The sequence below is a fragment of the Weissella paramesenteroides genome (genome assembly GCF_036327715.1).
In the GTDB taxonomy this organism is placed as follows: Bacteria; Bacillota; Bacilli; order Lactobacillales; family Lactobacillaceae; genus Weissella; species Weissella paramesenteroides.
Map to the genome: position 1 here is coordinate 1585120 of NZ_CP130559.1, position 20048 is coordinate 1605167.

21 protein-coding genes and 1 other annotated feature are annotated in these 20048 nt (G+C 41.3%); of the genes, 1 reads left to right on the top strand and 20 read right to left on the bottom strand.

Going from position 1 to position 20048, the window contains the following annotated elements; translation table 11 throughout:
- Nucleotides 1-30 precede the first annotated feature (30 nt).
- The 19 genes from rplA to cysS all read right to left on the bottom strand — a co-directional run bounded on the left by rplA (nt 31) and on the right by cysS (nt 17729).
- A complete protein-coding gene (rplA, locus tag QRX23_RS07915) occupies nt 31-720 on the bottom strand; it encodes a 50S ribosomal protein L1 (protein WP_330155247.1) in 690 nt (229 codons plus the stop codon).
- Nucleotides 721-816: 96 nt separating this feature from the next.
- Nucleotides 817-1242 carry a 50S ribosomal protein L11 gene (rplK, locus tag QRX23_RS07920; protein ID WP_002827926.1) on the bottom strand — a complete coding sequence of 142 codons (426 nt, stop codon included), beginning with the start codon at nt 1240-1242 and terminating at the stop codon, nt 817-819.
- A 143-nt stretch (nt 1243-1385) separates the two neighbouring features.
- Entirely contained in the window at nt 1386-1940 is a 555-nt protein-coding gene (gene nusG / locus QRX23_RS07925) for a transcription termination/antitermination protein NusG (RefSeq protein WP_002827927.1), read from the bottom strand.
- 104 nt (nt 1941-2044) lie between these two features.
- Complete coding sequence (gene secE / locus QRX23_RS07930) at nt 2045-2215, bottom strand: preprotein translocase subunit SecE (RefSeq protein WP_002827928.1); 171 nt, start codon at nt 2213-2215, stop codon at nt 2045-2047.
- Between the two features lie 23 nt (nt 2216-2238).
- Nucleotides 2239-2388 carry a 50S ribosomal protein L33 gene (rpmG, locus tag QRX23_RS07935; RefSeq protein ID WP_002827929.1) on the bottom strand — a complete coding sequence of 50 codons (150 nt, stop codon included), beginning with the start codon at nt 2386-2388 and terminating at the stop codon, nt 2239-2241.
- Nucleotides 2389-2456: 68 nt separating this feature from the next.
- A complete protein-coding gene (locus QRX23_RS07940; RefSeq protein ID WP_330155248.1) occupies nt 2457-3008 on the bottom strand; it encodes an RNA polymerase sigma factor in 552 nt (183 codons plus the stop codon).
- A 120-nt stretch (nt 3009-3128) separates the two neighbouring features.
- Nucleotides 3129-3965, bottom strand: a complete 837-nt coding sequence (gene rlmB / locus QRX23_RS07945; protein ID WP_330155249.1) for a 23S rRNA (guanosine(2251)-2'-O)-methyltransferase RlmB — start codon at nt 3963-3965, stop codon at nt 3129-3131.
- On the bottom strand, nt 3931-4356 hold the full coding sequence (locus QRX23_RS07950) for a Mini-ribonuclease 3 (RefSeq protein ID WP_140836398.1): 426 nt from the start codon (nt 4354-4356) through the stop codon (nt 3931-3933). Before QRX23_RS07950 ends, rlmB begins: the two co-directional genes overlap by 35 nt.
- A gap of 53 nt (nt 4357-4409) precedes the next feature.
- On the bottom strand, nt 4410-5030 hold the full coding sequence (pyrE, locus tag QRX23_RS07955) for an orotate phosphoribosyltransferase (protein WP_330155251.1): 621 nt from the start codon (nt 5028-5030) through the stop codon (nt 4410-4412).
- Between the two features lie 3 nt (nt 5031-5033).
- Nucleotides 5034-5741, bottom strand: a complete 708-nt coding sequence (gene pyrF / locus QRX23_RS07960; RefSeq protein ID WP_330155252.1) for an orotidine-5'-phosphate decarboxylase — start codon at nt 5739-5741, stop codon at nt 5034-5036.
- Nucleotides 5738-6709 (bottom strand): dihydroorotate dehydrogenase, encoded by a 972-nt coding sequence (locus QRX23_RS07965; protein ID WP_330155253.1) that lies wholly within the window; start codon nt 6707-6709, stop codon nt 5738-5740. Before QRX23_RS07965 ends, pyrF begins: the two co-directional genes overlap by 4 nt.
- A 25-nt stretch (nt 6710-6734) precedes the next feature.
- Nucleotides 6735-9911 (bottom strand): carbamoyl-phosphate synthase large subunit, encoded by a 3177-nt coding sequence (gene carB, locus QRX23_RS07970; protein WP_330155254.1) that lies wholly within the window; start codon nt 9909-9911, stop codon nt 6735-6737.
- On the bottom strand, nt 9904-10989 hold the full coding sequence (locus QRX23_RS07975; RefSeq protein WP_330155255.1) for a carbamoyl phosphate synthase small subunit: 1086 nt from the start codon (nt 10987-10989) through the stop codon (nt 9904-9906). Before QRX23_RS07975 ends, carB begins: the two co-directional genes overlap by 8 nt.
- Before the next feature lie 9 nt (nt 10990-10998).
- The gene (locus QRX23_RS07980; RefSeq protein ID WP_330155256.1) at nt 10999-12276 is read right to left on the bottom strand and encodes a dihydroorotase; all 1278 of its coding nucleotides are present in this window, start codon (nt 12274-12276) and stop codon (nt 10999-11001) included.
- A gap of 1 nt (nt 12277) precedes the next feature.
- On the bottom strand, nt 12278-13180 hold the full coding sequence (locus QRX23_RS07985; protein ID WP_330155257.1) for an aspartate carbamoyltransferase catalytic subunit: 903 nt from the start codon (nt 13178-13180) through the stop codon (nt 12278-12280).
- 284 nt (nt 13181-13464) lie between these two features.
- Nucleotides 13465-14421 carry a KpsF/GutQ family sugar-phosphate isomerase gene (locus tag QRX23_RS07990; protein WP_140836411.1) on the bottom strand — a complete coding sequence of 319 codons (957 nt, stop codon included), beginning with the start codon at nt 14419-14421 and terminating at the stop codon, nt 13465-13467.
- Nucleotides 14405-15256 (bottom strand): 3-deoxy-8-phosphooctulonate synthase, encoded by an 852-nt coding sequence (gene kdsA / locus QRX23_RS07995; RefSeq protein ID WP_330155258.1) that lies wholly within the window; start codon nt 15254-15256, stop codon nt 14405-14407. The genes QRX23_RS07990 and kdsA overlap by 17 nt, the downstream gene beginning before the upstream one ends.
- Nucleotides 15257-15460: 204 nt before the next feature.
- Complete coding sequence (locus tag QRX23_RS08000; RefSeq protein WP_002827944.1) at nt 15461-15940, bottom strand: S-ribosylhomocysteine lyase; 480 nt, start codon at nt 15938-15940, stop codon at nt 15461-15463.
- Between the two features lie 85 nt (nt 15941-16025).
- Nucleotides 16026-16237: a binding site (T-box leader), on the bottom strand.
- Between the two features lie 76 nt (nt 16238-16313).
- Nucleotides 16314-17729 (bottom strand): cysteine--tRNA ligase, encoded by a 1416-nt coding sequence (gene cysS, locus QRX23_RS08005; protein WP_330155259.1) that lies wholly within the window; start codon nt 17727-17729, stop codon nt 16314-16316.
- Between the two features lie 244 nt (nt 17730-17973).
- Between cysS and QRX23_RS08010 the strand changes: the two genes are divergently transcribed.
- Nucleotides 17974-18990: an aldo/keto reductase gene (locus QRX23_RS08010; protein WP_330155260.1), complete on the top strand. Its 1017-nt coding sequence runs from the start codon at nt 17974-17976 to the stop codon at nt 18988-18990.
- Nucleotides 18991-19210: 220 nt separating this feature from the next.
- Here QRX23_RS08010 and nadE read toward each other — a convergent pair whose 3' ends face one another.
- Nucleotides 19211-20035, bottom strand: coding sequence for an ammonia-dependent NAD(+) synthetase (gene nadE / locus QRX23_RS08015; RefSeq protein ID WP_330155261.1), 825 nt, complete (start codon nt 20033-20035; stop codon nt 19211-19213).
- Nucleotides 20036-20048: the final 13 nt, after the last annotated feature.

A 20048-nucleotide genomic window follows, 5' to 3' on the forward strand; every position in this document is an offset into this window, starting at 1 on the left:
TGCTTCGACTATTTTTTAGAATAATCTAAATTATAGTGAAGAAATGTCGATGTTCACAGCAGGACCAAATGTTGAAGCGATTGATACGTGTTGTACGTATGTTCCCTTAACAGCGGCTGGACGTGAACGCAAGATAACAGCAGCCAATGACTTGATGTTTCCTGCAAGCTTGTCAGCATCAAATGATACCTTACCAACTGGTACAGCAACGTTTCCGTCACGATCAGTACGGTAAGTAACCTTACCTGACTTAGCTTCTGAAACAGCCTTAGCAACGTCAAACGTAACAGTACCAGTCTTAGGGTTAGGCATCAATCCCTTAGGTCCCAAGACACGTCCAACACGTCCAACTTGTGCCATCATATCTGGTGTTGCGATTGCAACATCAAAGTCTAACCATCCACCTTGGATATGTTGTACCAAGTCAGCGGCTCCGACAACATCAGCACCAGCTTCTTCAGCTTCTTTAGCCTTATCACCTTGTGCAAAGACCACAACAGTTTGGTCCTTACCAGTACCGTTAGGCAAAACAACGGCACCACGCAATTGTTGATCAGCTTGACGCGTATCAACGTTTAAGTTAAATGCAATTTCAACAGTTGCATCAAACTTGGCAAAGTCAATTTCCTTTACCAATGCAGCAGCTTCCTCAACAGTGTACAACTTGGCACTGTCAACTTTTTCAGCAGCTGCTAAATAATTCTTACCATACTTAGCCATGGTAGCTATTCCTCCTTGCAAACGCGGTCAAACGGTCATTGACCTCCCGCTTGATCTTGCTTAGTTTCCTATGCGATCCGTACGTTACTTGTTTAATTAGCCTTCAACAGTGAAGCCCATTGAACGAGCAGTACCTTCAATCATGCGAACAGCTGCATCTACGTCAGCTGCGTTTAGATCTTGCATCTTAGTTTCTGCAATTTCACGAACTTGTGCTGCAGTAACTGTAGCGACCTTCTTCGTGTTAGGCTCACCAGAACCCTTTTCAACACCAGCGGCCTTCTTCAAAAGAACAGCTGCTGGAGGAGTCTTGGTAACGAACTCGAATGAACGATCTTCATATACAGTAATAACTACAGGGATTAGCAAACCGCCTTGGTCGGCAGTACGAGCATTAAACTCCTTTGCGAATCCCATGATGTTAACACCAGCTTGACCCAAAGCAGGTCCAACTGGAGGTGCAGGTGTTGCCTTACCGGCTGGAATCTGCAACTTAACAATACTTGAAACTTTCTTAGCCACGATTGTTTCCTCCTTCGTGTTTGTGGTGTAAATGGCGCGTTTCGATTTACGCCTCCCACATATGTGCCTAATAACAACACATACTAAATTATAATAACAAAACACTCAGCTTATAGCAAGCTAAGTGTTCAAGTTTTTTATATTTATTTAACTGGCTTGATGTCGTTAAATGAAATTTGTGTTGGTGTGTCACGACCAAACATGTTGATCAAGATGGTTACTTCTTGATGTTCATCATCAATGGCTGTAATTTCACCTTCTTGACCTGCAAAACTACCTGAGACGACATCAACTGAATCACCAACGACAACATCCAAGTGTTCAACTTTACGTTCAACTAAGTTCATTCGTGCCAACATATCATCAACTTCTTCTGGTAGCAAAGGCACTGGCTTTGAACCACCACCGTGAGAACCTAAGAAACCAGTCACGCCTGGTGTATTACGAACAACGTACCAAGCTTCGTCAGTCATGATCATTTCAACCAAAGCATATCCTGGGAAATCATTTTCTTTAACAATCTTTGTCTCGCCGTCTTTTTCAACTTCAACTTCTTGTTCTGGCACCAACACACGGAAAATATAATCCGTCATACCCATTGTTTCAATACGTGATTCCAAATTTGACTTCACACGATTTTCGTATCCTGCATATGTGTGCAAAACATACCATTGCTTATCGAACGACTCAGTTGCCATGATTGCCTCCTCAGACTAATTGACATAAATTTTTGTAAATTAAAAACCCTCCAAAGTTGAGGGTTTTATCTGCTAATTGATAGCTATAGTATAGCGCATTTTGTTTACTTAGACAACCAAGTAATTCCCTGTTCAAATACCCAGTCAGCGCCCCCAAAGATAAGCGCAAAGGCTAATCCGGTAAACACAACGATCGTTGTATTATGGACATTCTCACTAAAGGTTGGCCAAGTAACTGTATGCATTTCTTTAATAACACTTGATATAAACTTCATCTGTAAACCTCTGTTCGATGCTCTTACATTGTTTCTCGATGCAACGTGTGATTACCACAATACTTGCAAAACTTTTTTACCTCTAAACGTTCAACACGAGTAGGCTTTTTAACAACCATGTAATTTCGTGAACCACAAACACTACATGCTAAAGCGACTTTTTTCACTGCCATTTGGCGCCACCGCTCTTCCTAATTTCTATTTTCGTACCATAAAGTGTAACACTTTTATTAGTAAACAGCTAGTTGTTTTTCATTTCTAGCTGATAGAGGTGGTGCCATTTACGACGAATGCCATAACACCATGACCGCGAGCGCTGAATACGTTGTGCTGCTTCTGCCATCCCGTAACCTTGCACCAGCCAAAAGACTAGTTCACGTTCTTTACCGGGAAGTGTCACATACCATTCCAAAATAAACGACATCAAATATTGTTGATGACTCTCAAAGCGTTCGCAAGCGGTCTCTGTTTCATAAGGGACAATCGTTTCCTGTAAAACAGGCACTTGAAAATCCAGTACACGGTATTCATTACGCCAAAGTTGCACAACATGGGTTTGTAAAGCTTGCTTGTAGTAAAGTGTCAGTGCTGCCCAGGTCCGATTACGCAATAATCGTAGGGTTTTATGCAAAACGACCCGACATTCGTGCTGCCAGTCAATTGGCTGCGATCGAACACGTTGTTGTTGATAGGTCTTCCAAATTAGTCCCTCAAATTCATTGAGAATGGCTTGAAATGCTATCTCATCCCCAGATTGGGCAGGCAAAATTAAATTCACTCGTTTATCACGCACAGGATTCACCCTTTCCTTACTAATGTAAGAAAAGCATACTGTAGATCCCGGTAAATTGTCACACTTATGCAGTACAAAACAACAAGCATCCACGTAAATATGTTATTAATACATATTTTTTTATGCTAATGGATGACGGCTATTGTAACCTTGATAAATAAGTAGACTGGCTGCCACTGAAGCATTCAAACTTTGCACATGGCCAATCATTGGAATGGTCAAGGTTTCATCAACAGACTTTTTCAATAGTGGTGAAATGCCCTTACCTTCATTGCCAATAATTAATACCGTTGCGCCTTTGGCATCCCAACGTCGATAATCGTTACCATTCATGTCAGTACCAAATACCCAAACACCACGTTCTTTTAGTTGTTCAACTGTTTGCACCAGATTTGTCACCCGCGCAACGGGTACATGTTCAATGGCACCAGTTGAAGTTTTGGCAACAACTGACGTTAACTGCACTGCCCGCCGCTTTGGAATAATAATACCGTGGACACCTGCAGCATCAGCCGTTCGCATGATTGAACCAAGATTATGTGGATCCTCAATTGAATCTAACACTAAGAAAAATGGTGCTTCATCTTTTTCTGCTGCTTTAGCAAACAAATCATCAATCGTTGCATATGCATAGGCTGCAATTGATAACACAACTCCCTGATGATTTTCGCCATTAGTTAATTCATCAAGTTTTGCCTTTGGCGCATCTTGCATGACCAAACCACGTTTTTTAGCTAAGCTTGCCAATTCATTACGTGCTTTATCAGCCAAGCCGGTCTGCAACCAGACTTTATTGATTTCTGTTTGGCCTTTTAATGCCTCAACGGCTGCATGATGTCCGTAGACAAATTCTGCTTGATTTTCACCTTGTGACTCATGTTGTTGCGCTTGATGTTGTCGCTTGCCACCGGTTTGCTTTTTATTATTTTGTTGTCCCATGATTAACCGTTCGCCCACTTTCCACTTGTTTATAAATCCATGAAATTAGCTCTTCTAAGCGTTCTGTCTGATTACTAGCACCTAAATAACCAATGACTGCTTCGAAACCAGTTGAAATTCGGTAGGTAACAACGTCCGTGTTCTTAGCCTTGGTATGTGAATTAGCATTACGTCCACGTTTAAAATATTTTTGTTCCGTTTCGGTATAAATTCCTTCTGCTTCGATTAACGCATATAATGCCGCATGTGCCTTAGCTGAGACATACTTCTTTGATTCACGTTGTAATTTAGCTGGCTTGGTGATGCCTTTTGCTAGTAGGTGTTGTCGAATGTAAACCTCATAGACAGCATCCCCATAATACGCTAAATCCAGCCCATTTAATTGTTCATAATTTATCTTCTCGTTCATGTTTCCTATCATACCATTTTATGCGTAAAAATTGGACATAAACTCTTTGCTGACTATTCAAGGGTTCTGTGCCAGTTAGTAATCATCGTTAATTCATCTGCGGTGATTTCACCAGTTTGTTGGGCAACCTGAATTAAGCTAGAAAAATTAGTGAGTGATGAAAAAGGCGTGGCTGCTTGGGCAAAGTTCATCGTTGCGGCGGGTAATTCATAAGAGAAAATAGCTGCAACTCCCAGCACTTCACCACCAGCAGCTTTTGTCGCCTTCACAGCGCCCAAAACAGAACCCCCTGTCGAGATTAAATCATCAATTAGGACAACTTTTTGTCCGGCAGCCAGTAAACCTTCAATTTGCTTCCCAGTCCCGTGGTCCTTGGGCTTTGATCGGACATAGATCATTGGTAAATCTAATTTTTCAGCAACCCATGCTGCATGGGGGATACCAGCAGTCGCAACACCGCCAATCACTTCTACATTTGGGTATTGTTCTTTAATTAAAGCAGCAAGACCATCAATAATAATGCGACGGGCGTCTGGAAAAGAAATTGTCTTGCGATTATCTGTATAAATTGGACTTTTAATACCTGATGCCCATGTAAATGGATCATTCGGTTGTAATTTGATTGCGGCAATATCTAATAAAGATTTGGCAACCGCTGTTTGGTAATCTACCATTTTTCACCTCTTATGAAATTCTGTCACTACTTGTTCATATGTTGCAACGGGATCCAGTGCCTGAGTAATTGATCGTCCAACGACAATCCCATTTGCACCTCGTTGCTGTGCTTGGGCGGGTGTCATGACGCGACTTTGATCACCTTGTTCGTCGCCTAATAGGCGAATACCTGGTGTAATCGATAAAAATGACTCACTGGTCGCACCATGAATCGCTTGTGACTCATATGCTGATGAAATCACACCAGCCAGGCCTGACTTTTGAGCCAGTTGTGCCAGATGAATAACCGAATCATTCAACGAAACTGCCAGTTGTTGCGTGGCTTGTAATTCGTCTTCAGTGAATGAAGTTAATTGCGTAATTGCTAATAATTTTGGTCCTTTAGTCTGTGTCAATGTTGCTTCTTTAGCTGCGGTCATCATGCGAATACCACCAGCAGCATGCAACGTTAAATAATCCACCCCAAGTCGTGCAATATTCTTAGTCGCTTGGCCAACTGTATGTGGAATATCATATAATTTCAAATCAAGAAATACTGTATAGCCACGTTCCTTCAAGGCAGTGACAAATGCTGGTCCTTCACGATAAAACAATTCCATACCAACTTTCACTGCTAATTGTTGATTTTTTGGAAATTGATCCAGAAAACGCCACGCTACTGATGCTTCAGGAAAATCCAAGGCAATAAAAACTGGATTTAAAGTATTCATGATTGCTCCTTTTTAATGGTCTGCCAGTCATGTTCATTCTCTGGTAATGCACATAATGAACTAGTGACGTCACTCACCTTATCAAAATGATATTTATCTAGCGCTGCAGGCAAAGCATCGATCAATTTAGGCAGGCATAACTTATCAATGCTATTCATGACCCCGACCTGGACAGCCGATGCGCCTGCCATCATTAATTCAAGAGCATCGTCAATCGATGACACTCCGCCAACACCGATAATCGGAATATGAACAGCTGATGCGGCTTCCCAAATTAATTCTACGGCCAATGGATGCAGTGCTTCACCAGATAAGCCACCCTTACCGCGATATAAACGTGCGGAACGACTTTGCAAATCTAAGCTCATACCAACGAGCGTATTAACCATCGTCAAACCATCAGCACCAGCATTTTCAGCAGTAACTGCCAATGGTTTAATATCCGTAACATTTGGTGATAATTTGGCATAAATGGCCTTTGTAGTCACTGCACGTACGGCACTCACAACTGAATGAATACCTGACTCCGTAACCCCAAATGCACGTCCACCTTCATCAACATTTGGACATGATAAATTCAATTCAATCGCATTAATTGCTGGTAATTCGTCGATAATTTTAGCCAATTGCACAAATTCATCAACCGTTGCACCTGAAATTGATAACATCTTTGGTAGGTCGGGTAATTTTGCTGCCAATTCTGGTAAAAAGTCTGCTTTTACGGCTGCAATACCTGGATTAGCCAATCCAACTGAGTTTAAAATACCTGCTTTTGTGTTCACAATCCAAGGTTGTGGATTCCCTGTGCTTGGTGCTAAAGTAGTCGTTTTTAACACTAAAGCACCTAACTTATTGAGGTCAAAGTCATCCATATGGTCAAGACCATAATAGAAAGCCCCCGAGGATGGCATAAATGGATTCTTAAGCTTTAGACCTGGTAAAGAAACTGCGTAGCGTTCATTATTCATGTGCTAATTCTCCTTTATTATCATGTTATGCCGGGGTAATCGTAAATGCTTGTGATTCAAGCACACTTAATAGCGCCTTCACCGTATCAAAAGCGGTAAATAAAGGCACCGCATTTTCGATAGCTGCATTACGAATCAAACGACTATCGTTGACAGTTGCCACATCCTGATGCGTTGAATTAATCACTAACTGTAAATCACCTTGGCTTAGTGCAGTCACCGCATTATGATTCGTTTCACTGATTTTATCGAGAACCTGCACATGTAATCCGTGCTGCATCAGATACTCACCGGTTCCGGCAGTTGCAAATAATTGGAATCCCAGTTCATTAAAACGTTGGGCTAAGGTCAGCGCTTCAGCCTTGTCTTCATCAGCAATGGTGAATAAGACATTCCCTTCATGTGGTATTTTAATGTTTGAAGCCACAAAGGCTTTGTAAAGCGCCTTTTCAAAAGTCTTATCTGACCCCATGACTTCACCGGTTGACTTCATTTCAGGACCTAGTAAGGAATCAACCGCTGGTAACTTCGTGAATGAAAAAATAGGTGACTTCACATGAACCATTGTCGATTCGGGAACTAAACCAGTTGTGAATCCCATATCAGCTAACTTTTCACCTAACATGACCCGTGTCGCTAGCTGTGCCAACTTCAAATGGGTAACTTTGGAAATGAATGGTACAGTTCTTGAAGCTCGTGGATTAACCTCAATCACATAGGCAGTATCTTCATGAATGACAAACTGAACATTCATCAAGCCAATCGTATCCAAACTCTTAGCCAAAGCAATTGAGGCGGTAATAATTTCCTGTTTAACCTTATCAGACAACGTTTGCGTTGGATAAACCGACATTGAGTCACCAGAATGGACACCAGCTCGTTCGATGTGTTCCATAATTCCTGGTATCACAACCGTCTCACCATCAGATAACACATCAACTTCCGCTTCAGAGCCGACCAAATATGAGTCGATCAAAACGGGATGATCATGTGAAACTTGTACAGCACGACCCATATAATCTTGTAACTCTGCCTCATTATTAACAATTTCCATTGCACGGCCACCGAGCACATATGAAGGGCGTACCAAAACTGGATAGCCAACTGTTTCTGCAGCATGTAGCGCTTCGGCAATCGTCGTCGCTGTTTTACCCATTGGTTGTGCCAAAGCTAACTGCTTAATCACTTGATCAAATTCTTCACGATCTTCTGCGCGATTTAGGTTTGCCACACTAGTCCCCAAGATATTTACACCAGCACTAACAAGTGGCTCGGCTAAGTTAATGGCTGTTTGACCACCAAATTGCACAACAACACCTAATGGCTGTTCTAGATGCACCACATTCAAGACGTCTTCCAACGTTAATGGCTCAAAATACAACTTATCAGAAACTGAAAAGTCTGTTGAGACCGTTTCTGGATTTGAATTCATAATAATCGCTTCATAACCAGCTGCCTGAATGGCTTTTACTGCATGAACTGTTGCATAATCGAATTCAACACCTTGACCAATTCGAATCGGACCTGAACCCAGAACCAGCACACTTTGCTTATCAGTCACGACTGATTCATTCTCTGTCTCATACGTTGCATAATAATAAGGTGTTTGTGAAGCAAATTCTGCTGCTACCGTATCAACCATTTTATAGACAGGGTGAATAGCAGCATCTACCCGGAATGATGCCACTTCTGCGGCTGACCACTGCCAAATGTCAGCAATTGTCTGATCAGCAAACCCATTTTGTTTTGCTTGTTGCAAGACCTGTTCATCACCAACATGCGCTACCAAGTTTTCTTCGATTTCGATAAGATGTAGAACCTTATCTAAGAAGAAATAGTCAATCGCTGTGCGCTGATGGATTTCATCTACCGAAATGCCACGACGTAATAATTCACCAATCATAAACAAACGATCGTCGCGTGCCGGCATTAGATCGGCAAGTAATTTTTCGGTTGAAATTTCTGGAAAATTAATATCCCGTAAACCGATTGCTCCAATCTCTAATGAGCGCACTGCCTTATTCATCGCCTCTTCAATATTGCGCCCAATCGCCATCACCTCGCCGGTAGCCTTCATTTGCGTACCCAAGTAACGATCAGCTGTTGCAAATTTATCAAATGGCCAACGAGGAATTTTAACAACAACGTAGTCTAAAGCTGGTTCAAAAGCTGCCTTGGTCGTCCCAGTGACCGGATTGATAATTTCATCCAATGTTAAACCAACCGCAATTTTAGCTGCCATCTTCGCAATGGGATAACCCGTTGCTTTTGATGCCAATGCTGAAGAACGTGAAACACGTGGATTAACTTCAATAATGTCGTAGTTAAATGAATTTGGATCCAAGGCCATTTGAATATTGACCCCACCTTCGATTTTCAAAGCTCGAATAATCTTTAATGCTGCATCGCGCATCATTTGTAGTTCACGGTCGGACAATGTTTGTACTGGCGCCACCACAATTGAATCCCCTGTATGGATACCAACTGGATCAAAATTTTCCATTGAAGCAACAATCAAAGCGTTATCGGCTGCATCGCGCATCACTTCAAATTCAATTTCTTTATAGCCCGCAATTGATTGCTCAATAAGCACTTGTGTCACTGGTGATAATTCCAAACCATTCGCCGCAATTGCCTGCAATTCAGCTTCATTATTTGCAATCCCGCCACCAGTACCACCTAATGTGTACGCTGGTCGAACAATAACTGGATAACCATTTGTTTCAGCAAATGATAAGGCTTGTGCAACTGTGACAGCAATCATTGATTCAGGGACAGGTTCATTTAAGCGGGTCATTAAGTTTTTAAACGCTTCACGATCTTCTGCTTCTTCAATTGCTGATAATTTTGTACCAAGTAAGATAATGCCTAACTCATCCAAAATTCCCGTTTCAGCTAGCTGCTTAGCCATATTCAGGCCAGTTTGACCACCAAGCGTTGGCAAGATTGCATCAGGACGTTCTTTACGTAAAATTCGTGATAAAAATTCTACCGATAATGGTTCAATATAAACTTCATCGGCAATTTCACTGTCAGTCATAATTGTGGCTGGATTTGAATTTACCAAAACAACTTCATAGCCTTCTTCTTTAAGTGACATCGCCGCTTGAGTACCTGAATAATCAAATTCGGCAGCTTGACCAATAATAATCGGACCTGAACCAATCACCAAAATTTTGTGGATATCTGTACGTTTAGGCATGTTGTTTTTGTCCTTTCTTCGTTGCGACAATCATTGCGAGGAAGTCATCAAATAAATATTCTGCATCATGCGGACCAGGGGCTGCATCTGGATGAAATTGTACGGAAAATGCTGGCCGATTCTTCAAACGGAGTCCTTCAACTGTGTGGTCATTAATTTCCTCATGGGTAATTTCTAGATTTGTACCAATGATTGATTCAGCAGCAACTGCATAGCCATGGTTTTGCGATGTGAAATCAATCTGATCTTTCACCAAATTTCTCACTGCATGATTAAAGCCACGGTGACCAAATTTTAATTTGTAGGTTGTGGCACCATTCGCTAGTGCAAATAATTGGTGGCCCAAACAAATACCCATTAGCGGCAATTTCGCTTCTAACTCGCGAATAACCGGTAAAATGTGCGCAACTGATTCAGGATTTCCTGGCCCATTTGAAAGCAACACCCCATCCGGATCCATATCCAAAATTGTCTGTGCTTCAACATCAGCAGGAAATACCATCACATTAACGCCACGTTTTGCTAATGAACGGAGAATTGAATTTTTTAATCCGAAGTCAATCAAAGCAATTGATAAGCCTTCAGTTGGATTGACATAAGTCGTTTTCGTTGTCATTTTGGCAACTTCATTCGTGATTGGTTGAATATCTTGTAGGTTCGCAACAGTTTCATCAGTTACTTCATCAACAATTGCTGCCTTCATAACACCATGCTCACGAATTTCCTTGGTCAAGGCTCGTGTATCGACGCCAGTAATACCTGGTAAATCCATCTTTTCAGCCCACTCTGCTATAGACATTTGTTGCCGCCAGTTTGATGGTCGTCGTGCGATTTCGTGAGCCACAATTGCTGTTGCGGTGGGCTTTAGTGATTCATAATCATCACGATTGATACCATAGTTACCAATTAGCGGATAAGTAAATGTCAATATTTGGCCAAAATAAGAAATATCAGTCAATGATTCTTGATACCCGGTCATACCGGTATTAAAAACAATTTCGCCTGCAACAACTTTTGCTGAACCAAAACCTTCGCCGATATAAACTGACCCATTTTCTAAAACAAGATAACGCTCCATGTTTTCCTCCTATGCCTCATAAGCAATCTGACCGTCAACGACCGTTAATAAGGTTTGTCCATAAATCGTTGCGCCGATAAATGGTGTGTTAACACCTTTTGATGCAAATTCATCTGCTGTAACCGTATGTTCGTGATCAATATCGAATAATGCCATATCTGCTGGTGCACCAATAGTTAATTCATGATTGCCTGGTAGTTTAAATGCCCGACTTGGTTGGACAACCATCCAGTTCAATAACTGTTCCAAAGTGGCAATCCCTGATTTTACAAAATGCGTGTACATCAATTGAAAACTCGTTTCAATACCAGTAATTCCGAAGGCAGCGCCAATAAATGAACCTTGCTTTTCTTCGCGACTATGTGGTGCATGATCGGTGGCTATCATGTCGATCGTGCCATCCAATAAGCCAGCAATGACTGCTGCTCGATCAGCTGGTGTCCGCAGTGGCGGGTTCATCTTAAAGTAGGCATTGTCACCTGTAATATGGGTCTCATCGAGTAATAAATGATGAGGTGAAACTTCAGCAGTAACGCGCACACCCTGTGATTTTGCAAAGCGAACTAAGTTAACTGATTCTTTCGTTGAAATATGAGCGACATGGTAATGCACCCCTGTTGCTTTTGCGATAACTAAATCTCGTGCCAGTTGCGACGATTCTGCCAATGGATCAATACCAGGTAACCCCAATTCTCGTGAACGTTTGCCCAAATTCATCACACCACCATGCACAAGTGATTCATCTTCCACATGCGCAACTAATGGTCGATTAACCTTGGCAGCTGCTTGCATTGCAGTCAACATCGTTGCAGCCGTTTGAACCCCTTTACCATCATTTGTAAAGGCAATGGCACCATCTGCTGCTAAAGCAGTCATATCACTCACATCTTCGGCTGTTAATCCTTCCGAAATGGCGGCATATTGGTAAATATGGACCCGCCCATTTGCTTCATTGTTAGCTTTGATTTGCTGAAACGCCGCCTGTGTTGCTGGTACCGGGTTAAGATTTGGCATTGCCAGTACGGTCGTAAACCCGCCACGAGCTGCTGCCAGTGAGCCCGTTGCGACCGTTTCTTTATAGGCAAAGCCCGGTTCACGGAAATGCACGTGAACATCAACCAATCCTGGTGTTAACAAGGCGCCATGCGCATCGATTGTACGTGTAGCTGGTGTGGTTACTTTATCAGCAATTTCAACAATTTTGCCGTCATCGATCAAGACATCCTGCATCTTTAACTCATTATCATGAATCAAGTGGCGGGCATTTTTAATTAGTAATTGTCCCATCTTATTGTTCCTCCATTAATGCGCTCAAGATGGCCATCCTTGCATAAACACCATTTGCCATTTGGGTGAAAATTCTTGATTTATCAGCTTCAACCAGATCATCAGCAATTTCAACATCCCGATTAACTGGTGCTGGATGCATAATAATTGCGTCATCTTTTAACTGGTTATACCGTTCATGTGTTAATCCATACTGTTGGTGATAATCAGCCACTGAAAATGTTTGATTCTCAGTCATTGCTAAGCGCTCATGCTGTACACGTAGCAACATCAGGACATCAATTTCGTTCAAATCATCATCCAATGATTGATAGGTACCATATTGATCAAAATCAGCTGGATACCAAGTTGTTGGTCCGGCAAAACTAACCGTAGCACCTAAACGGTTGAGAATCTCTGCGTTTGAACGAGCCACTCGTGAATGGGACAAATCTCCCACGATACGTACTTTCAGACCCTCAAAGTAACCAAACTGTTCATAAATGGTTATCAGATCCAAGAGACTTTGTGATGGATGTTGCCCATTGCCATCTCCAGCATTAACTAACTTTGGCATTAAGGGTGACTGTTCCGCTATCAACGGAACGTACCAGTCATTGATATTGTGACGTAGCACAACCACATCTACGCCGATGGCGCCGAGTGTCTTCAACGTATCGCTTAATGTCTCCCCTTTTTGTGTGGAACTTGTCTGTGGATTAACGATAATCCGAGACCAACCTAACTGGCTCTCAGCCATTTGAAAGCTACTAGCAGTTCGTGTCGAATTTTCGAAAAACAAATTGGCAACATGCTGCTTTGTCCGCGGAACAGTCTTTTCCTTCGTCTTATAGGCTAAACTTGTCGCAATTAGCGACGTTATTTCTGACGTTGATAAATCATTCAAATTCACAAAATTCTGCATGTTATCTCCTTATTGATGACACAAAAAAAGCCTTACGAATCCAGTGATTCCTAAGGCTTGCTCATTCAATCGTTGATGCAGTTATCCCATGCTAGGTTACCCACTCATCAATTAACGTCACCTTTATTAGCCTCACTGGACTACATTTAAAAGGTATTTATGATTGGGTTTAATATAGCACGCTTATACCATTTAGTAAACAGTTTAACAGTTTTTAAAAAATCGTTAAAACGTTTAATGAACTGATATCAACGCATAAAATATTTTTAAAAAATTTGTTTGATCTATTCATCAAGTACATCATGAATTGTAATGATACCAACAACTTCACCGTCATCTTCAACAACTAAGTTAGAAATATTGTGTGAGGCCATCTTCTTCCAAGCAACACTATTACGTTTATCAACATCGATACTAATGAATCCCTTGGTCATGTAATCAGCTGCCGTTGATTTCTTAACCATGGATACCTGCAACATCTTCTTACGAATATCACCATCAGTCACGATACCAACGACTTTGCCATCTTCATCCTTTACCAAGGTCATGCCAACACCAAAATCACTGATTCGATAGATGACATCATTGATTGGTGTGTTGACATTGACATACGGAATCTTGGTGTGCATTACATTTTTAACCGTTTGCAACAACAATTTTCCAATTGAACCACCCGGATGATACAATGCAAAATCGTCACGCGTAAATTCTTTTTCTTTTTGCACGGCAATCAATAAAGCATCCCCAACAACTAATGTTGCTGTCGTTGAACTTGTTGGCGCTAATTTGGTTGTATCTGCCTCAACCGCAACATCAACAATTAATGGATAGGTTGAATTTTGCGCTAATGTTGAATCAGATGCCCCGGTTAAGGCCACAGTCTTGAGATCATCCCCAAAAATTTGCTTGAGGGCAAAAAAAGTTTGAATGACTTCTTGCGTTTCACCACTATTAGAGACAAAAAAAACCAGATCATCTGCTGATACTCGGCCTAAATCTCCATGAAAAGCATTTCCAGCATCAATAAAGAAACTAGAAACCCCAATAGATGAAAATGAAGCTGCAATCTTCTCAGCAATAATTCCTGATTTACCAATTGCAATAAAAATTAAACGTCCAGTTGTATCTAGAATTTCTTCCACGACCTGGTCAAAACTCTCATCTAGTTCATCACGTACTTTTTCTAAGGCCGTAATTTCAGTATTGAAAGTTTCTTTCGCATCATTATAGTAAGTCTTCATCTGCATACACCGCCTTGTTTTCAAGATTTTGATGGAACAATCGATTAGCTTCTTCTAAAATAGGTCGTGCCTTTGATAGATATAGCTGACTGTCCTGATCTGAAATAGCCTTTGGTGGATTTGGATGAACTTCGGCAAAGATACCATCAATTCCGATTGATAGCGCTGCACGCATCAATGGGAAAACATAGTCACGATTACCACCAGAGTGATTACCGTAGCCACTTGGAATCTGGACTGAATGCGTTGCATCAAAGATAATTGGGTATTCTGTCTGACGCATCTGAATGAGGCTAGTCATATCAACAACTAATTGATGATAACCAAACATTGTACCTCGTTCAGTCACCAGAATATGCTCATTTTGAGAAGCAACCTTATCCACAGCACTTTGAATATCTTCTGGTGCCATGAATTGCGCCTTTTTAATATTAACAACGCGACCAGTCTTAGCAGCAGCTAGCAACAAGTCTGTTTGACGACTTAAGAATGCTGGAATCTGCAAAACATCTGCTACCTCAGCAACTGGTGCACACTGATATGATTCATGCACATCAGTCACGATTGGCACATTATAATCTTCCTTAATTTTACGTAAGACTTCGAGGCCCGCCTCCATACCGGCACCTCGATCTGATGAAATGGAACTTCGATTTGCCTTATCAAACGATGACTTAAAGACATAATTAATTCCTAACTCATCAGTTATCTTTTTTAGCTCCTCGACAACCTCGGCACAAGTCTCATAAGATTCTATGGCACATGGTCCTGCTAGTAAAGTTAAACGATCGTCCTTAAAGCCGTACTCATGAAATACATCACTAATCTTTGGCATAAATTTTTCCCCCGTTCTAAACTAGTACATCTAAAAAGTAATATTAAAGATTATTAATTTTTTAATATTATATGCTTTTTGCAGTTACTTTTCAGCTTTGAACTCTTATAGTCAGGTTTTTAGTGCAGAAAAAAATCGGCTAATTCCTTATTTATCAAGGGATTGACCGATTATAAATTTAATGACAAAAACTGCCATTTTTTATTAAGCTTGGACCACATGACGAACATATGGGTCATCTGAGAAGCCTTGCTCAAGAATAATTTTTGACCATTCTTTTGCTGAGTGGAGACTGTGATCTTTGTAATTACCACATTCCTTAGCCACCGTTGCTGGCACATCGTCCCAAGTGATATCATCACGGATTTTACGTAAGACGCGCGTGAATGTTTCGGCAACTTGAGTTGGTGTGTAATCTACCCAACTGATAATGTGAAAACCAGTACGACAACCAAATGGTGAAATATCAATAATACCATCTAATTCATCACGAACTAAGCTGGCAAATAAGTGCTCTAATGTGTGCACCCCGGCCGTTTCGATTGCAGTCTCATTTGGCTGTGTCAAACGCAAATCATAATTGACGATTTGTCCCCCATTTGGTCCTTGTTGCGTCTCAATTTTGCGCACGTAAGGTGCCTTTACCTTTGTATGATCCAATGTAAAACTTTCAACTTCTGCCATGTTTAAATCCCTCCTAAATGAATCTTTCTTTTCCCCACATTCGTCATTATAACAACAAACAAAAACGTCCCGCAATCATCTCTGATTACGGGACGTTACCACGTGTTACCACCCGAGTTCGATAAGCCAAGCTTACCCTCTAAACGTTATAACGAGCGACCCCGAATGGCACTAACAATCAAGTTCATGTCATTATGACTCCAAGACCATCTTCTAGCAAAATCGTTACTAGTTTCCACCACCCACTAGCTCTCTACAAACGATCAAACACTATACTCATCTCTTCTATGTCGATACGCCTATGCTAAATCTTCCGTCACGCGGTGTCAACAAAAAAATTAAAAAATTTTTTTATAATTTTTGTGGCTGTCGCTTACTTACGATGCCAACGTGTACCTTGTGGGGTATCTTCCAGAATAATTCCTTGTTCGGCCAATGAATCTCTGATTTCATCAGAACGCGCGAAATTCTTGTTTGCACGTGCATCGTTACGTTCTTGAATGAGTGTCTCAATATCATCATCTAGCAATTCATCATCTGATAAACCATCAACCCCAAAAATACTCATCAGCACAGCAATTTTGTCCAAAATAAAGTTTACCGTATCCTGGTAAACCACCTCGGTTGCAGCATATTGATTAGCTAAATCAACAAGTTCATAGATTGCCGTTAAGGCATTGGGTGCATTAAAGTCATCATCCATCGCTGTATTAAACTGCGCAACTAATTTACTTGCTTTGTCGTCGATTAAGGACTCGTCACCAGCAACCGCATCCGTCAGACGGAATGCTAAATTACGATATCCCGTACGAATACGATCTAAATTGTGGGCAGCTTGTGTCATATTACTTTCTGAATAGGCAATTGAGCGGCGATATTGTGTCGTTGCCATAAAGAAACGTAAGACCATTGGATCATCAATTTGCTGTAATAAATCATGAACGGTTACGAAATTACCCAAAGACTTAGACATCTTTTCATTTTCGTCGCCCACAGTAACAAAGCCATTGTGAAGCCACTCATTGACAAACTTTTCACCTGTATGTACTTCACTTTGCGCAATTTCATTTGTGTGATGCGGAAACGCTAAATCGATGCCACCGCCATGAATATCAAAGTGATTACCTAAATATTTTGTCGACATCACTGAGCATTCAATGTGCCAACCTGGACGGCCTTTGCCCCATGGTGACTCCCAAGCAATCGCGCCATCACCATTCTCACCCTTCCAGACCGCAAAGTCCATTGGATCCTCTTTGCGCTCTAGTTCTTCATCATTCAAGCGACCAGCTGCATTAGATGTCATTTCTGCCAAATCTTGGTGTGCCAGCGCACCATAATTGTGGAATTTCTTTGCACGATAATAGACATCCCCAGCTGATTCATAAGCATATCCTTTATCAATCAAATCGGCTACGAAATCGATGATCTCGGCAATATGTTCGGTTGCTCGTGGACGAACCGTTGCCGGCTTAATATTTAAAGCTGCTGTATCTTCATTGAAGGCAGCAATATATTTATCAGCTAATTCTGGTACCGTAATTCCTTGTTCGGCTGCTGCCTTAATCATTTTGTCATCAACATCCGTGAAGTTTGAAACATAGTTTACTGTGTAACCACGATATTCAAAATAACGGCGAATTGTATCAAATGCAATGGCAGAACGCGCATTCCCAATATGAATATAGTTATAGACAGTTGGTCCACAGACGTACATATTGATTGTGTCATCATGTATTGGGTGGAATGGTTCCTTTGCCAACGTCATTGTATTGAACATTTTAATCATATTCGCGTCCCTCTCTCTTAAAAAATCATTTTTATATCGCCTAAATCAATCTTTTGTCTATTCTCTAGGCTTACACAAGTATTTTACCATAAATTTCATAACTTCTAGAATGACTATCAGATAGGCATTAACAAGAGTATCTCCTGATCATCCTCATTTCTCTTACTTGGATAGAACTAATATAAAAGTTACAATTGACCTTGAAACAATGTCATGCACTTCTAGTCTAGGGGGATTATTCAACATGTATCAAGCAAACGAAAATCGATACAGCAACATGATTTACAATCGTGTTGGTAAAAGCGGTCTCAAACTTTCAGCATTTGGTTTAGGACTATGGCACAATTTTGGTAGTGTCGATCCACTTGAAAACCAACAGGCAATTATTCATCAAGCATTCGATTTAGGCATTACTTACTTTGACTTGGCAAATAATTATGGTCCAGTACCTGGTAGTGCTGAAAAGAACTTTGGGGAAATCATGGCCCATGATATGCATGCCTATCGTGATGAATTGGTAATTGCTAGTAAAGCTGGTTACGAAATGTGGAATGGCCCTTATGGCAATTGGGGATCAAAAAAGAGTATCATTGCCAGTGCTGACCAAAGTTTGCGGCGACTACAATTGGACTATGTTGATATTTTCTACTCACATCGTCCGGATCCTGAGACGCCAGTTGAAGAGACGGCATTAGCACTTGATCAACTCGTTCGTTCAGGCAAAGCATTATATATCGGTATCTCTAATTATTCTGGTGAACAAACCCAGGCAATTATCGACGTCTTTAACGAATTAAAGACACCGTTTATTATCCATCAACCCCGCTACAATATGTTTAATCGTCAAATCGAGTCTGATTTGTTACCTGTATTACGTGAAAATGGTAAGGCGGCGGCAGTATTTAGTCCCCTTTCACAAGGATTATTGACAGATAAGTACTTACATGGTGTGCCAGAAAATTCGCGGGCTGCCAAGTCAACAAGCCCTTTCCTTCACCCACAACAGGTTGAAGCCACGATCAAGACAGTCCAACAATTAAATGACGTTGCGCAATCACGGCAACAAACACTAGCTGAAATGGCGCTTGCTTGGAATCTACGTGAACCAGAAATTGCTAGTGTTATTATTGGTGCCAGTCGACCAGAACAATTGGTTGATAATGTTAAAGCCCTTGATAACCTCACTTTTAGTGATGAAGAATTAGCAAAAATCGATGATATTTTAAGCCAGCAACCATTAGTTGACTGGAAAGCACATTAAGCACAAAAAACGGCTGAGGCATTCTACCTCAGCCGTTTTTTGTGCTTAATGTATTAATCGTAATCTTGTAATTTTGATAGCGCAAACGCGTTCCAAAAGTCTGAAGCCTCAATGTAACGCAATTTACGCAATTCCTGTCCTTCGCTTTGCTACGGACAAAAATTGCGCAAACCACGTTACACACCGGCTTCAAAACAACTTTTGTCTCGCTCTTTTTGTTTTATCGCCACCACTGATCAAATACGGTCACTGGTTGACGACGCTTATGTTCTGTTGATGTGTATAGTCGTTCAATTTGCAATGCATCTGCTTCAGAAACTTCTTTACCTTCCAAGTAATCATCAATTGCATCATAAGTCACACCTAATGCAACTTCGTCTGGTTGTCCTGGACGCTCTTCTTCCAAATCAGCCGTCGGTACTTTCTCATAGAAAGTAGCTGGTGCACCAAGGTATGCCAATAATTGGCGACCCTGTCGTTTATTCAATCGATACAATGGTGTGATATCAGCCGCACCATCCCCGAACTTTGTGTAAAAACCAGCTAAGGCCTCCGCTGCATGATCAGTCCCGATGACAACACCTTTATAAGCAGCAGCCACGCCATATTGCGCAATCATCCGTTCGCGAGCTTTAATATTTCCCTTATTGAAATCAGTTACAGGCACCCCTGCAGCTTCTAACTCATGAACAACGCCAAGAACAGATTCTTCAATATTCACAGTCACTGTTTTATCAGCTTCTTGCCATTTGATTGCTGCCAACGCATCTGATTCATCAGCTTGTTCATTGTATGGTAAACGCATGGCAATAAATTGATACTCGCCATCCCCAGTTTCTTCACGTAACTGTTCAACCGCAAATTGCGCCAGTTTACCTGCTAATGTCGAATCTTGTCCGCCCGAAATACCTAAAACAAGTGTCTTTAACCCCGTCTGCTTAAGATAGTCTTTTAACAGTGTGATTGACCGTTTGATTTCAGTCGCCGGATCAATTGTTGGTTGAACACCTAATGTTTCAATAATTTCTGCTTGTAATGGTCGCATGACAGATTCCTCC